At 72.0% G+C, this 14457-nt stretch carries 11 protein-coding genes; 6 read left to right on the top strand and 5 right to left on the bottom strand.

From position 1 onward, the window contains the following. Complete coding sequence (locus FHT37_RS18345) at positions 1 to 2574, top strand: S9 family peptidase (RefSeq protein WP_183483504.1); 2574 nt, start codon at positions 1 to 3, stop codon at positions 2572 to 2574. 3 nt (positions 2575 to 2577) lie between these two features. Here the strand turns inward: FHT37_RS18345 and FHT37_RS18340 are convergent, their stop codons facing one another. After that, a complete protein-coding gene (locus FHT37_RS18340; protein WP_183483502.1) occupies positions 2578 to 3399 on the bottom strand; it encodes a YecA family protein in 822 nt (273 codons plus the stop codon). A 422-nt stretch (positions 3400 to 3821) separates the two neighbouring features. On the opposite strand from FHT37_RS18340, the gene FHT37_RS18335 reads away from it, so the two are divergent. Then, positions 3822 to 4280 (top strand): GNAT family N-acetyltransferase, encoded by a 459-nt coding sequence (locus FHT37_RS18335; RefSeq protein ID WP_091731754.1) that lies wholly within the window; start codon positions 3822 to 3824, stop codon positions 4278 to 4280. A 9-nt stretch (positions 4281 to 4289) separates the two neighbouring features. Here the strand turns inward: FHT37_RS18335 and FHT37_RS18330 are convergent, their stop codons facing one another. The 3 genes from FHT37_RS18330 to FHT37_RS18320 all read right to left on the bottom strand — a co-directional run bounded on the left by FHT37_RS18330 (position 4290) and on the right by FHT37_RS18320 (position 7703). Continuing rightward, a complete protein-coding gene (locus FHT37_RS18330; protein WP_091729258.1) occupies positions 4290 to 4799 on the bottom strand; it encodes a DinB family protein in 510 nt (169 codons plus the stop codon). Between the two features lie 79 nt (positions 4800 to 4878). After that, positions 4879 to 5301, bottom strand: a complete 423-nt coding sequence (locus FHT37_RS18325; protein WP_183483500.1) for a hypothetical protein — start codon at positions 5299 to 5301, stop codon at positions 4879 to 4881. Then, the gene (locus tag FHT37_RS18320) at positions 5298 to 7703 is read right to left on the bottom strand and encodes a S8 family serine peptidase (RefSeq protein ID WP_183483498.1); all 2406 of its coding nucleotides are present in this window, start codon (positions 7701 to 7703) and stop codon (positions 5298 to 5300) included. Before FHT37_RS18320 ends, FHT37_RS18325 begins: the two co-directional genes overlap by 4 nt. Before the next feature lie 232 nt (positions 7704 to 7935). On the opposite strand from FHT37_RS18320, the gene FHT37_RS18315 reads away from it, so the two are divergent. Continuing rightward, positions 7936 to 8748: a DeoR/GlpR family DNA-binding transcription regulator gene (locus FHT37_RS18315; protein ID WP_409072716.1), complete on the top strand. Its 813-nt coding sequence runs from the start codon at positions 7936 to 7938 to the stop codon at positions 8746 to 8748. Beyond that, positions 8745 to 9908 (top strand): MFS transporter, encoded by a 1164-nt coding sequence (locus tag FHT37_RS18310; protein ID WP_183483494.1) that lies wholly within the window; start codon positions 8745 to 8747, stop codon positions 9906 to 9908. Before FHT37_RS18315 ends, FHT37_RS18310 begins: the two co-directional genes overlap by 4 nt. A 4-nt stretch (positions 9909 to 9912) precedes the next feature. Here FHT37_RS18310 and FHT37_RS18305 read toward each other — a convergent pair whose 3' ends face one another. After that, entirely contained in the window at positions 9913 to 10875 is a 963-nt protein-coding gene (locus FHT37_RS18305; protein ID WP_183483492.1) for a LysR family transcriptional regulator, read from the bottom strand. Between the two features lie 100 nt (positions 10876 to 10975). On the opposite strand from FHT37_RS18305, the gene FHT37_RS18300 reads away from it, so the two are divergent. Both FHT37_RS18300 and FHT37_RS18295 read left to right on the top strand, forming a co-directional pair. Further along, positions 10976 to 12511 (top strand): CoA-acylating methylmalonate-semialdehyde dehydrogenase, encoded by a 1536-nt coding sequence (locus FHT37_RS18300; RefSeq protein WP_183483490.1) that lies wholly within the window; start codon positions 10976 to 10978, stop codon positions 12509 to 12511. 101 nt (positions 12512 to 12612) lie between these two features. After that, on the top strand, positions 12613 to 14268 hold the full coding sequence (locus FHT37_RS18295; RefSeq protein ID WP_175538390.1) for a diguanylate cyclase: 1656 nt from the start codon (positions 12613 to 12615) through the stop codon (positions 14266 to 14268). The last annotated feature ends 189 nt before the right edge of the window (positions 14269 to 14457 follow it).

Genomic DNA, 14457 nt, shown 5'->3' with positions numbered 1-14457 from the left:
ATGTCCCAAGCGCGCGTCCCGTCGCTGATCCCGCTCACCCTGTCCCTGGCCGCCGCGTTGGGCGGGCTTGCCGCGAGCGCCGCCCGCGCCGCGTCGGCGGACGAGCCGGCCGCCACCTCGGCGCTGACCTCGGCTGCGACGCTCGCGCAGATCTACCAGCAGCCGTCGCCGGCGATCCGCGCGGTGCTAGATGCCAAGGCGCTGCCGAGCTACCTGGTCTCACCCGACCAGCGCACGCTGGCCATCGTGGTGCCGCGCAAGCTGCGCACCGTTGCCGAGTTGGCCCGGCCGGTGCTGCGCCACGCCGGCCTGCGCTACGACCCGGCGACCGACAGCCCGCAGCTGATCACCGCGATCGAGTCGCTGTCGCTACGCCCGCTGCAAGGCGGTGCCGAGGGGACCGAGCGCCCCGTCGCGCTGCCGGCCGGCGGCGCCTTCCATCAGTTGCGCTTCTCGCCCGACGGCAAGCGCTTCCTGCTGAACCGCCGCACCGACACCGCGGTCGAGCTGTGGGTGGGCGAGGTCGCGACCGGCAAGCTCAAGGCGGTGCCCCGGCTCAAGCTGCACACGATGCTGGAGAGCGACGTCGTGTGGCTCAACGACCATGAGCTGGTCACGCTGACGGTGCCCGCCAAGCGCGGGCCGGCGCCGGTGTTCAACGCGCCGTCGGGGCCGTCGATCCAGGAATCCATCGGCCGCAACTCGCCGGAGCGCACGCAGCAGGACCTGCTGGGCAACGCGCAGGAGGCGGCCGTCTTCGCGCATCACGCGAGCTCGCAGCTGGCGCGCGTCGACCTGAACACTGGCGCGGTGCGGCCGATCGGGGAGCCGGGCCTGTTCAGCCACCTCGAGGCGCTGGGCACGCCGGGCCAGCTGCTGACGATGCGGCTGCTGGAGCCGTTCAGCTACCAGGTCGGCTGGGACGACTTCGCGGCCCAGGCCGAGGTGCGCGGCGTCGACGGCAAGGTCGTGCCCATCGGCCGCACGCGGCTGAAGGAAGGCGTGCCGGTCGAGGGCGTCATCACCGGACCGCGTCACTTCTTCGCCTCGCCGGGCGCGGACGGCGCCGTCTACTGGGTCGAGGCGCTCGATGGCGGCGACACCCGCGTGCCCGCGCCGCACCGCGACCGCCTGATGCGGCTGGACCCGCCCTACACCGGCGAGGCGCGCGAGGTGCACCGCGTCGCGCAGCGGCTGAGCCGGCTCGATTTCCTCGAGGGCGGCCGGCAGGCGCTGGTGCAGGACTTCGACCTGGCGAAGATGCGCACCTCGACTGAGCTGGTCACGATGGACGGCGGCGCGGCCGCGCAGCGGCTGATCGAGCGCTCGGTGCGCGACCGCTATCGCGATCCTGGTACGCCGCTGCAGCGGATGTTGCCCACCGGCCGCGCGGTCGTGCGGGTCGACGAGGGCGCGCTCTGGTACTTCGGCACCGGCGCCAGCCCCGAGGGCGACAAGCCCTTCATCGATCGCCTGGGGCTCGCCGACAACAAGAAGTCGCGGGTGTTCCAGTCCGGCGCGCCGGTCAACGGCGGCGACGCCGCGCACCATGAGCGTCCGCTGGCGGTGCTCGATGGCGAGGGCCGCCGCGTGCTGACGGTGCGCGAGAGCGTCAGCGAGCCAGGCAACGTGGTGCTGCGCGGCGGTCCGTCACTGGCCGAGCTGACGCCGCTGACGGACGTCAAGGACCCGGCGCCGCAGCTGCGCGAGATCCAGCGCGAGTTCGTGCGCTTCAAGCGCGAGGACGGCGTGGCGCTGTCGTTCTGGCTGTACAAGCCGCCCGGCTACCAGCCCGGCGAGCGCCGGCCGACCGTCGTCTGGGCCTATCCGCTGGAGTACACCGACGCCTCGACCGCGGGCCAGGTCAGCGGCTCCAGCAACCGCTTCAACGTCTTCCCGGGCACCAGCCCGCTGATGCTGCTGCTGGACGGCTACGTCGTGCTGATGGACGCGACGATGCCGGTGGTGGGCGATCCCAAGACGGTGAACGACAGCTTCATCGCGCAGATCACCGCCAACGCGCAGGCCATCATCGACAAGGCGGTGGACCTGGGCGTCAGCGATCGCGACCACATGGTGGTGGGCGGCCACAGCTACGGCGCCTTCATGACGGCCAACCTGCTGGCGCACACGCGGTTGTTCAAGGCGGGCATCGCGCGCAGCGGTGCCTACAACCGCAGCCTCACGCCCTTCGGTTTCCAGAGCGAGCGCCGGACCTACTGGGAGGCGCAGGAGGTCTACCAGAAGCTCTCGCCGTTCAACTACGCCGACCGGCTCAAGGAGCCGCTGCTGCTGATCCACGGCGAGCTGGACAACAACCCCGGCACCTTCCCGATGCAGAGCGCGCGGCTGTACCAGGCGCTCGCGGGGACCGGCGGCTCGGTGCGCTACGTCACGCTGCCCTTCGAGTCGCACGGCTACTCGGCGCGCGAGTCGGTGGGGCACACGCTGTGGGAGATGAGCGAGTGGATGAAGCGCCAGGTGGGGCCCGGCGCGCCGATTGCGTCCATCGCACCGAGCGCGACGCCGTCCGCCGCGGAGGACGCCGAGCCCAAGCCGCCCGCCGCGCGCTGAGCCTCAGCGGGGCCGGCGGGGCGGCGGTCCGCCGCGGCGCGGACCGGCGGGGCCGCCTGGGCCCCTCGGTCCGCCGGGACCGCCCGACCGCTGCGGCTTCGGCGCGGGGCGCGGCCGCGAGATGTCCGCCAGCAGCAGGCTGGCGCGCACCAGGCTCTCGACGGCCTCGTCCAGTTCCTCGGGCGGCTCCAGGCTTTCGATCTCCTCGAGCAGCGCGTCCGCGTCCTCGAGGTCCTCGGGATCCAGATGCATGTAGAGCTGGGCGAGCGGCTCGTTGAGCTCGGACTCGTCCAGGTTCATCAGCGCCGGGAACAGGTCGGCGGCCAGCGCGAAACCGGCGACCCAGGGCAGCACGGTCTCCGACGGGGACGCGTCCTCGTCCAGCTCGAAGACCCAGGGGTCGAACCACTGCCGATCGGCGATGGCCTGCTTGAGCTGATGCTCGCGGCGCTGGACCAGCTGCAGCAGCGGCTGGGCGTCGTAGCGCGCCGGGGCGGGCCGGCCCTCCTCGGCGTCGAGCACCCAGCGCCACCAGTCGGACAGCGGCACCGGCTTGGGCTGCAGGATCAGCGCGACCAGGAAGCCGTCGAGCATCGAGGCATCGAGCGGCTCCAGCGGCGCCGGGACTTCGTCGAGCAGCGACTGCAGCTCGTCGAGGTCGTCGTCGCTCCAGGGCTCCGGCGGCGCGCTGGGCGCGTCGATCGCGGGGCGGTGAGGCTGCGGACGCGGCCCGTGCGACGGCGTGCCGGCCCTCGCGGGCGAGCCCGAGGTCTTGCTTGCAGGCGGCCGGGGCGCGGACTTCTTGGGAGGCTTGGGCGCGGTCATGGGGCGGGATTATCCGGCGCGCGTGTACGCCGCTTGAAGCGACCCGCGGCGCAACCGCGTTGTCCACGACAGCAGCGGCAGGATCCGCGCCTGGGCACGGCGACCGGGATGCCTTGTGTGCGCCGGCGAACGGAAGTCATGGGTCGCGGCGTGAGACCCGCTGCGGTTTTCCGTAATGCGGAGTGCTCCTTACACCTGCTGACCAATTTCCCCAGGTATCCCACCTTGAGGGGATGCCGCGTCCTCAGGGTTCGCCCTAGAGTCCACCTCACGCCTTCCAACGGCGCGGCCTTCGGCCCCGATGGACGGCACCGATCCCAACGACGTCCTTTCTAGGACTTGCAACGCCCGGTCAGCTCCGCTGGTCGGGCGTCCTTTTTTGTGGGTCCGAATCAATCGGCACCGCGCTTACGATGCGCGCCATGCCGACCGTGCCAAGCCCCGCCGTTCTCCGGTTCGACGCCGCCGTCCTGGACGACGCCGAAGCCCTTGTGGCGCTGCGCATCGCCGCGATGCGCGAGAGCCTCGAACGCATCGGCCGCTTCGATCCGCAGCGGGCGCGCGAGCGCTTTCTCTCCAGCTTCGATCCCGAGCGCACGCGCCACATCGTCGTCGACGGGCAGCGCCTTGGCTTCGTCGTCACGACGCAGCAGCCCGGCTGGCTGGCGCTGGATCATCTCTATATCGATCCGGCCTGGCAGGGACGCGGCATCGGCGCCGGCGTGCTCGCCGAAGTCTTCCGCGAAGCGCGAGCACTCCACCTGCCGGTGCGTGTCGGCGCGCTGAAACAGAGCGACTCCAACCGCTTCTATCAGCGGCACGGATTCGAGTTGGTGGAAGAGGGCGAGTTCGATCTCTACTACGTGAGGCCCGCGGACTGAGGTCCGCCCTCAGCCCTGCCCGCGCCGCTCCGGCTGATCCTGATGCAGGAACACCGCGAAGGTGTCCCACGGCAGCGGTGACTGGATCTGCTTGAGCATCCGTCCCACCTCGCCACGGTGGTACCCGTCGTGGGTCACCACGTGGAAGAGCATCTCCTCGCGCGTCATCGCGCCGCGGCCGCCGTCGGTGAAGGTGAACGCGATGCGCTCGGCCAGTTGCTCGGGCGTGATGGCCGCGACGTACTCCAGCAACCAACGGTCCGATGCCGCATGCGCCGCGCGCAGCGCCTGCGGCGTGGGCGTGTCGACGGTGTTGTTGGCCTCGTAGCCGTGCGGCTGGCCGGTCAGATGGCCGGTGAAGATCTGGTTGACCACGTAGACGTGATTCAGCACGCGCAGCGCCAGGTGGCGCGCCTCCCCGAACCGCTCGGCATCGAGGTCCTCGATCGCCCGCAGGAACCCGTCGTGGGCCCAGGCCTGGTAGCGGAACAGGGTCGACAGCATCGATGCGGTGCTCATGGGCGCTCCTTGGCAGTCGGCCCGGGATGGGCCTCGGCTGGGCGACATCATGACAGCGCCGCTTCGGCCGCGCCGAAGGTCAGCTCGGCGGCACGGCCTCGTCCGGCTGGACGGCAATCACCTCGCCGCTCGCGAGCACCACCCGCAGCTGCGCCGCGGTGAGCTCGGCAACCAGCAGCGGCCGGCCGCCGACCGGCTCGCCCACGACCTTTGCCGCGTCGAGCGCGCGCCGTGCGCCGGCCATCGCGGCCGGCCCCGGCTTGAGCCGCAGCAGCACGCGGGCCGTGCGGTCCGGGCTGCGGTCCAGCGACGCGAGCAGCGCCGCGGCGCCTTCGATGGCCTCCATGGCAGGGCACTCCACGGTGGAAGAAAACAGCGGCGCGCCCGGCGAGCCGGCCACCGCGCCGTCGCCGCCCATCAGCGCGCAGGCCGTGCCCATCAGGGCGGCGGCGATGCACGCCGGCATGCGCAGGCGCGACAGACGCGGTGACCGGGCCCTCATGGCTGGGCCGTCACGATGGTGCTGGTCGCCGGATTGTTGTCCAGCATCACCCAGCCCGGGCAGCTGTTGCCGGAGCAGGCCGCGCCCGTCGAGCGCCAGATGCGGCCATTGCCATGGCGCTGGTAGAGCCCGCTGGTGGCCGCCTCGATCTGCACGGTCGCGCCGTTGTTGTCGAGCATCGTCCAGCCCGGGCAGCTGTTGCCGGAACACACCTGGCCGGTGAAGCGCCAGATCTTGCCGTCCGCATGGCGCTGGAACAGCCCGCCGACATTGGCCGCGATCTCGCGCGCCGCCGGGTTGTTGTCCAGCATCGTCCAGCCGGGGCAGCTGTTGCCGGAGCAGGCCACGCCGGTCGAGCGCCAGATCGCGCCGGTGTCATGCCGCTGGTACAGCTGGCCGCCCGCCGCGGCCAGCGCCTTGGCATGCGGGTTGTTGTCCAGCTGGGTCCAGCCGGGGCAGCTGTTGCCGGAGCAGGCCGCGCCGGTGGAGCGCCAGATCGCGCCGGTGTTGTGCAGCTGGTAGAGCCGCGTGCCGTCCGCGACGATGTCGATCGTGGCCGGGTTGTTGTCCAGCATCGTCCACCCCGGGCAGCTGTTGCCCGAGCAGGCCGCGCCGGTCGAGCGCCAGATCTTTCCGTCCGCATGCCGCTGGTAGAGCGAGGTGCCGCCCGCCGCGATCTGCTTCGTCGCCGGGTTGTTGTCCAGCATCTGCCAGCCCGGGCAGGCATTGCCGCCGCAGCGGATGCCGGTATAGCGCCAGACCTTCCCGTCCGCGTGCAGCTGGTACAGCGCGTTGCCGCCGGCCGCGATCGCGCGCGTCGCCGGGTTGGCGTCGAGCAGCACCCAGCCCGGGCAGCCGGCGCCGTTGCAGGCCACGCCGGTGTGGGCCCAGATGCGACCGTCGGCATGCATCTGGAACAGCATGCCGCTGGACAGCGCGAAGGGCTGCGGCGCGAGCTGGTTCACCGCCGCTTCCAGATTGATGCGCCGGCGCGTGAGGTCGTTGCGCGTGTCGGTGATCGCGACGCCGGTGGCCTGCAGCGCGCCGAGGATGTCGCCGACGTTGGCGCCCGGGACGACCGAGCGGATCGCCGCGAAGGCGCCCGCCACATGGGGCGTCGCCATCGAGGTGCCGTTCTTCGCGCCGAAGCCGCCGCCGGTCACCGACGAGGTGATGCCCGATCCCGGCGCCAGCAGGTCCACCAGCGCCGCGCTGTTGGAGAAGCTGGAGACGAGGTCGCTCTTGGTTGTCGAGCCCACCGTCACCGCGGTCGAGATGCAGCCCGGCGCGCTGACGCCGGTGGCCGAGCCGTTGTTGCCCGACGCGATCACCGTGGCCACGCGCACGGCCAGCAGGTCGTCGATGACGTCCTTGCGGGCATCGGCATCGCAGGCCGCGGCGTTGACGCCGCCGCCCAGGCTCATGTTGGCCGAGACGATGTTGCGCGCCGCGCGCCGCTCCAGCACCCGCTGCAGGCCGCGGATCTGGTCCGAGGTGAAGCTCAGGATGCAGGGCGAGGCCTTGTTCGAGTTCGCGCAGGGCGTGTTCCCCGGCGAGTCGGTGAAGCGCGAGAACACCTGCACGGCCATGAGGTTGGCGTCCGGCGCCATGCCGTTGAAGGTGGTGGCGCCGGTGGCGCGGCCGGCGGCGATGCCGGCCACGTGGGTGCCATGGTCGCAGCCGCTGATCGCGCAGGCCGCGCCGGAGCCGACCGCCGTGCTGCTGGACGCGCCGCCCGGGCAGACCGAGGTCGAGTTGTTGGCCGCCGAGGTCGTCGAGAAGCAGGCCTCCTCGACGACGCGCCCGTTCACGAACGGATGATTGGCCTGCACGCCGGTGTCGAGGATGGCCACCGTCGTGCCGGCGCCGCGCGCGCCCAGTGCATGGGCCTGCGGCGCCCGCACCAGCGGGCCGGACTCGGCCAGCGTCGCCGGCACCGGCACGTCCTCGGTCAGCTCGGCGATCTCGCCGTTGGCGACCAGCGCATCGAGCTGGGCCGCATCGACCTCCATCACCACCAGCGCGGTGTCGGGCAGGCCTTCCACCGCGTCGGCGCCGCGGGCTCGCAGGCGCAGCACCAGCTGGTCGCGTGCGCCGCGGATCGCGGGCGTCTCGCCGATCGCGCGCAAGGGCTCGCCGGCGGGACCGGCCCCGGTCGCGTAGGCCGACAGCCGCGCGATCACCCGCAGCTTGCGCGGCGATTGCAGCGCCTTCGCTCGCAGCGCCGAGTAACCGCCCACGCGCAGCGCCTCGCCGGTGCGCAGGGTCACGCCCTGGACCAGGTCGGTCTCGGGCTTGAGGGTTTGTGCCGCGGCGGGCGTCATGCCCAGCAGCGCGGCGGTCGCGCCGCACAGGGCCGCCCAGGCGGCCATGCGACGACGCATCACAGTCAACGAAGTCATACCTGTCTCCTGACGGCCAACATCGACCGCCCGGGGCGACTGTCGGCGGCCGCGCCTCAGGAAAAAACCAATGGACTAGGGAGGCCGACCCCCATGGGAGGGAAGGCGAGGCCCCTCGGATCAGGGGTGTTTCCCCACTGCGGGGGAGGCTGCAGGGGTGAAACGGCGGCCGGCCCCCGGTGCGAGTAGCAACCGACAAATCGTGCATCAACGTGCAAGAACGAGATCAATCATGCATACTGCGGCGCTTCAACCGAGGCGCGACATGACGCAACCCGACCTTCCCCAAGCCCGCCGGCAGCTCATCGCCGAGCGCCTCTCGGCGGGCCAGTCCGTCGTGGCGGCGGACCTCGCCACCGAATTCAAGCTCTCCGAGGACGCGATCCGCCGCGACCTGCGCGCGCTCGCAGCCGATGGCCTGTGCCGCCGCGTCTACGGCGGCGCGGTGCCGGTGCAGGACAGCGACCGTCCGCTGGCGGCGCGGCTGCGCGAGGCGCCGGGGCGCAAGTCGGCGCTCGCGCGGGCGGGGGCGGCCACGGTCCGACCGGATGAACTGGTGTTCATCGACACCGGCAGCACCAACCTCGCGCTGGTCGAGTTCCTGCCCGAGGACGCCGGGCTGACCATCGCCACCAACGCGGTCGACGTGGCGGCGGCCGTGCTGCGCCGGCAGGACCTGCGGCTGCTGATGCTGGGCGGCGAGGTCGACCGCCACCTGGGCGGCTGCGTGGACGCGGCCGCGGTCGATGCGCTGTCCCGGATGCGCATCGACCGGTGCTTCGTCGGCGTCTGTTCGCTGTCGGTGGCGGAGGGCGTCATGACGACGCAGTTCAGCGAGGCGGCGTTCAAGCGCACGCTGATCCAGAACAGCCGCCAGGTCGTGGCGCTGCTGACCAGCGACAAGGCACGTGCTTCCGCTCCGCATCACATCGCCGACTTCGCGATGCTCAAGACGGCGGTGATCGAGCAGGACCTCGATGCCGGCGTGGTGCGCGGCCTGCGCGAAGCCGGGGTCGACGTGATCGCCGTGGAGACCGCGGCATGAGCGCCGCGCCGCAGAGCCTCACGGGCGCCGAGCCCGTGGTCGAGAAACCCGAGCATCGCCTCGCCGTGCGCCTGGCCTTCCTGGTGGCGGGCTTCGGCGTCGCGTGCTGGGCGCCGCTGGTGCCTTTCGCGCGGCAGCGGCTGGGCGTCGATGAAGGCGCGCTGGGCGTGCTGCTGCTGTGCCTGGGCTTGGGCTCGGTCGTGGCGATGGTCGCGGCCGGCATGCTGAGCACGCGCTTCGGCACGCGGCTGGTGATCGTGTGCAGCGGCTTCGGCATGGCGGCGCTGCTGCCCTTGCTGGCCTTCGCGGGCTCGCCCTGGACCCTGGGCCTGGCGCTGGCGGCCTTCGGCGCATGCCTGGGATCGCTGGACGTCGCGATGAACATCAACGCGCTGGAGGTCGAGCGCGCGGCGGGCAAGCCGCTGATGTCCGGATTCCATGGGCTCTACAGCGTGGGCGGCTTCATCGGCGCGGCCTTCATGACGCTGCTGCTGTCGATGGACTTCGAGCCGCTGCATGCGACGCTGCTGGGCGCCGCGCTGATGGCGCTGGCGGTCGTCGTCGCCTGGCCCTACGTGCTGGAGACGGCGCGCTCGTCCAGCGGTCCGCTGTTCGTGATGCCGCGCGGCCTCGTGTGGTTGATGGCGCTGCTCGCCGCGGTGACCTTCCTCGCGGAAGGCGCGGTGCTGGACTGGAGCGCGCTGCTGCTGACCGAGGCGAAGCTGGTCGCGCCGGCGCAAGGCGGCATCGGCTTCATGCTGTTCTCGATCGCGATGACCGCGGGCCGGCTCACCGGGGACGCGGTGGTCGCGCGCCTGGGCGATCGCCGGACGCTGGTGGTGGGCGGCGTGGTCGCGGTGCTGGGCGTGGCGGCCCTGCTGCTCGCGCCGGTCCGCGCGGTGGCCTTCGCGGGCTTCGTGCTGATCGGCCTGGGCGCGTCCAACCTCGTGCCGGTGCTGTTCCGGCGCGCCGGCCAGCAGGCGGTGATGCCCGCTGCATTCGCCGTCTCGGCGGTGACGACCGCGGGTTATGCGGGCGTGCTGCTCGGGCCGGCGTTGATCGGCTTCCTTGCTGCGGGCGTCGGACTGTCGACCGCGTTCTGGCTGCTGGCCGCGCTGCTCGCGCTGGTGCCCTTGAGCGCGGTGAAGGTCACGCGCTGAGCCCTCAGTAGCCGCCGCCCATCACGCCCTTGAGGTGGTCCACCAGCAGCCGTACGCCCTGCGGCGTGTGGCTGCTCCACGGATGGATGGCGTAGATCGCGTCGCCGAAAAAGCCCACGGCGCGCCAGTCCGGCAGCACCTCGACCAGACGGCCGTCGCGCATCGCGTCGCGGGCGCTGAAGTCCGGAAGCAGCGCGATGCCCAGCCCCGACAGCGCCGCGTCGCGCAGCACCTCGCTGTTGCTCGCGCGGAAGAGGCCTTGCACCGGCACGCGCAGGCGCTCGGGCGCCGGCGCGCTGGCGGCGCGCTCGAAGAACCATTGCGCTGGCCCCGGGCGCAGGTAGGGCAGGCAGTGATGCTGCGCCAGTTCCGCCGGATGCTGGGGCCGGCCCGCGCGCGCGAGGTAGGCCGGGCTGGCCGTCAGCAGCGCGCGCGACGGGCAGAGCTTGAACGCGACATGGGTGTCCGGCGGCGCGCTGGTGTGGCGGATCGCCAGGTCGAAGCCCTCCTGCGCCAGCGGCACCAGCCGGTCGGACAGGTCGAGCTCGATGCGCAGCTCCGGATACCGCTCGAAGAAGGCCGGCAGCGCGGGCGCCACATGCTGCCGCCCGAGCGCCACCGGCGCGGTCACACGCAGCAGGCCGCGCGGCGCGCCGGCGGACTCGCGGGCCTCGCCCAGGCTGCGGCTGAGCAGGGCCAGGCCGGGCTCGGCCTGCTCGACCAGGCGCGAGCCCGCTTCGCTCAGCCGCACCGAGCGCGTCGTGCGCTGCACCAGCTGCTGGTCCAGGTGGCGTTCCAGGTCGGCGATCCGCTGGCTCACCGCCGCCTTGGACAGGTTGAGCCGCTGCGCCGCCTTCGTGAAGCTGCCCAGCCGCGCGACCGCGATCAGCGCCTGCAGCTGCGACCACAGCAGTTCGTCCCGGACCTCGGCACGGACGGGGGAGGGGGCGGGGGAGCGCGGGGCCATTTGTTCAGTCTATCGAACAATGTGATCGGCGATCTGGCCTAGGCGGGGCGGGGCGCGCTGCCTAGACTCATGGCGATCCCCCAAGAAGCAGGAGACCGCCATGAGCCAGAGCGCCCCCGTCGCTCCCGTCGCATTCACCGACAACGCCGACATCACCCACTTCATCGCCGGCGAGCGCCGCCCGGCGAGCTCGGGACGCAGCCAAGCGGTCTTCAACCCGGCGACCGGCCAGGTGGCGCGGCAGCTGCAGCTCGGCAGCGCGGCGGACGTCGATGCCGCCGTCGCCGCGGCGCAGGCCGCCTTCCCGGCCTGGGCCGACGCGCCGCCGCTGCGCCGGGCGCGGGTGATGTTCAAGTTCCTGGAGCTGCTGAACCAGCACCGCGACCGCCTCGCCGCGATGATCACCGCCGAGCACGGCAAGGTCTTCACCGACGCCCAGGGCGAGGTCTCGCGCGGCATCGACGTCGTCGAGTTCGCCTGCGGCGTGCCGCAGCTGCTCAAGGGCGACTTCACCGAGCAGGTCTCCACCGGCATCGACAACTGGACCACCCGCCAGCCGCTGGGCGTGGTCGCGGGCATCACGCCCTTCAACTTCCCCTTCATGGTCCCGATGTGGATGGCGCCGATCGCCATCGCCACCGGCAACGCCTTCATCCTCAAGCCCAGCGAGCGCGATCCGTCGCCCAGCCTGGCCATCGCCGAGCTGTTCCAGCAGGCCGGCCTGCCGGACGGCATCTTCCAGGTCGTGCAGGGCGACAAGCAGGTCGTCGACGCGCTGTTGCACCACCCCGACGTGCGCGCGCTCAGCTTCGTCGGCTCCACGCCGATCGCGCAGTACATCTACGAGACCGGCGCCCGCCACGGCAAGCGCGTGCAGGCGCTGGGCGGCGCGAAGAACCACATGGTCGTCATGCCCGACGCCGACATCGACCAGGCCGTCGACGCGCTGATCGGCGCCGCCTACGGCTCGGCGGGCGAGCGCTGCATGGCGATCTCGGTGGCGGTGCTGGTCGGCGACGTCGCGGACCGCATCGTGCCCAAGCTGGCGGAGCGGGCGAAGGCGCTCAAGATCAAGAACGGCATGGCGCTGGACGCCGAGATGGGACCGATCGTCACGCGCGAGGCGCGCGACCGCATCGAGGGCGCGATCGCCCACGGGGTCGAGGAAGGGGCGACGCTGGTCGTCGACGGCCGCGGCCATCAGGTGGAGGGCCTGCCGGACGGCTTCTTCACCGGCGGCACGCTGTTCGACCACGTGCGGCCGTCGATGCGCCTCTACAAGGAAGAGATCTTCGGCCCGGTGCTGGCCTGCGTGCGGGTGAAGGACTTCGGCGAGGCGCTGGAGCTGGTCAACGGGCATGAATTCGGCAACGGCGTCGCCTGCTTCACCAGCGATGGCAACGTGGCGCGCGAGTTCGCGCGTCGCGTGCAGGTCGGCATGGTCGGCATCAATGTGCCGATCCCGGTGCCGATGGCCTGGCATGGCTTCGGCGGGTGGAAGAAGAGCCTCTTCGGCGACATGCATGCCTATGGCGAGGAGGGCGTGCGCTTCTATACGAAGCAGAAGAGCGTCATGCAGCGCTGGCCGGCGAGCATCGCCAAGGGCGCCGAGTTCGTGATGCCCACCAGCAAGTAGACGGGTCGGGACTGCCATCGCCGCTGGGCCGGTGGTGAGCGCGCCGTCCGATCGGCTACGCTTGCCGGATGTTTCCGAGCGGCGATCCCTCCTCCGATCCGATGTCCCCGGCAGCCCTCGACGGCGTGCCGCTGAGCGAGCTGCTGGCGCGCGCCCGTCTCGCGCAGCAGCAGGCGCGCCTGGACGACGGCCTCGCGCTGGCCGATGCCGTCTGGCATCGCGCCGATGCCGAAGGCTTCATCAACGAGCAGGCCGAAGCCGGCAAGCTGCGCAGCTTCTTCCGCCTGCGCATGGGCGACCTGCCGGGCATGCTGGACGTCGGCGAGCGCGCGTTGCGACTGATGCGGCCGCTTGGCGCCAGTCCCGCCGCCTGCGAACTGCTGCGCTGGATGAGCCTGGCCGCCTGTGAGCTCGGCGCCTACGAGCAAGGCCTGGCCTGCGCGCATGAGGCGCTCAAGCTCGCCGGCGAGCTGGGTGACCTGCGGCTGCATGCCGTCGCGCTGAACGGCCTGGGCGCCTGCTTCGAGCGCATGGGCGACCCGTGGCAGGCCGAGCGCCTGATGAGCGAGGCGGCCGGCCTGCTGCGCACCAACCCCACGCCCTACGAGCGCGTGGTCACGCTGACCAACCTGTGCACCGTCGCGCTCGGCGCGTACCACCTGCAGCGCGACGGCGCCGCGCCGGAGCAGGCGCCCCGCACGCTCGAGCGCGCGCTGGAACTCGCCCGCGAGGCGCGCCCGCATTCGCTGCAACTCGGCGACCGCTACGGCATCGCGCTGACCGCCTCCAACTTCGGCGAGGTGCTGCTGCTGATGGGCCGCCTCGACGAAGCCGAGCCGCTGCTGACCGAGGCCCGCGACGACAGCCAGCGCGCCGGCTTCCGCCTGCTCGACTGGCGCCTGCGCTGCATGCTGGCCGAGCTGCAACTGGCGCGCGGCCAGTCCAGCGCCGCGTGGCAGCAGCTGCAGGCGCTGCATGAGGAGACGGTGGCGCTCGGCGCGAACGCCGGTGCCGATCCGCACGCTGCGGCGACCGCGCCCGCCGCGCCTTCGCAGGTGCCGCTGTTCCTGAGCCTGCGTCTGCATCACGCCAGCTACCGCGCGGCCCGGGCGCTGGCGCTGCTGGGGCCATCGCTGTTCCACCTGGAGCAGGCGCGCACGCTGGAGCGCCGTCGCGCGGTCGGGCAGCTGATGGCGCAGTCCCAGTACTTCGTGTCGCGGATGGAAGCGGAATTCGCCAGCGGCGCGACGAGCGGCGACACGCGCGACACGGCCGAGTTCAAGGATCCGCTCACCGGGCTGGGCAACCGCCGCTGCCTGGAGGCCCGAATGCCGCCGCTGCTGCGCGCGGCGGAGCAGGAAGCGCGGCCGCTGACCGTCGCACTGATCGATGCCGACGGCCTGCGCAACATCAACGAGCGGCATGGCCACGAGACCGGCGACCGCGTGCTGCAGGAACTGGCGCAGCTGCTGCGCGAGAACACGCGCGGCTCCGACCTGCTGCTGCGCTGGAGCGGCGAGGAGTTCCTGGTGGTCTTCCCCGACACCGTGGCGGACCGCGCCTTCGAGGTCTGCGAGCGCATCCGCGCCAGCGTGTCGGTGCATCCCTGGCACCAGCTCGCGGCGGGCCTGGACGTGACCCTCAGCATGGGCCTGGCAAACGCGCCGCCCTATGCGACCGACCTGCTGATCGCGCGCGCCAACGCCGCGGTCGAGCGGGCCAAGCACCTGGGTCGCAACCGCGTCGCGCTGGCCTGAAGACCGCACACAGGGGCAGGCTTTGCCTGTGGCGCCTCCGCGCCTGTTTCTACAATGAGAAGAGTTCTCATCTGTCCGGTAAACCGGCGCGGTTGAGCCTCGCGCCAGCCTGATTCCCACGCTCCACCGCGCCCCGCGACCTTGGTCGCGCGCCCCGCGCGATGCCGGAGCCGGACCCGCAAGCCCATC

It is taken from the genome of Mitsuaria sp. BK037 (assembly GCF_014193045.1).
In the GTDB taxonomy this organism is placed as follows: Bacteria; Pseudomonadota; Gammaproteobacteria; order Burkholderiales; family Burkholderiaceae_C; genus Roseateles.
This window is presented reverse-complemented; position numbering and strand designations above follow the sequence as displayed.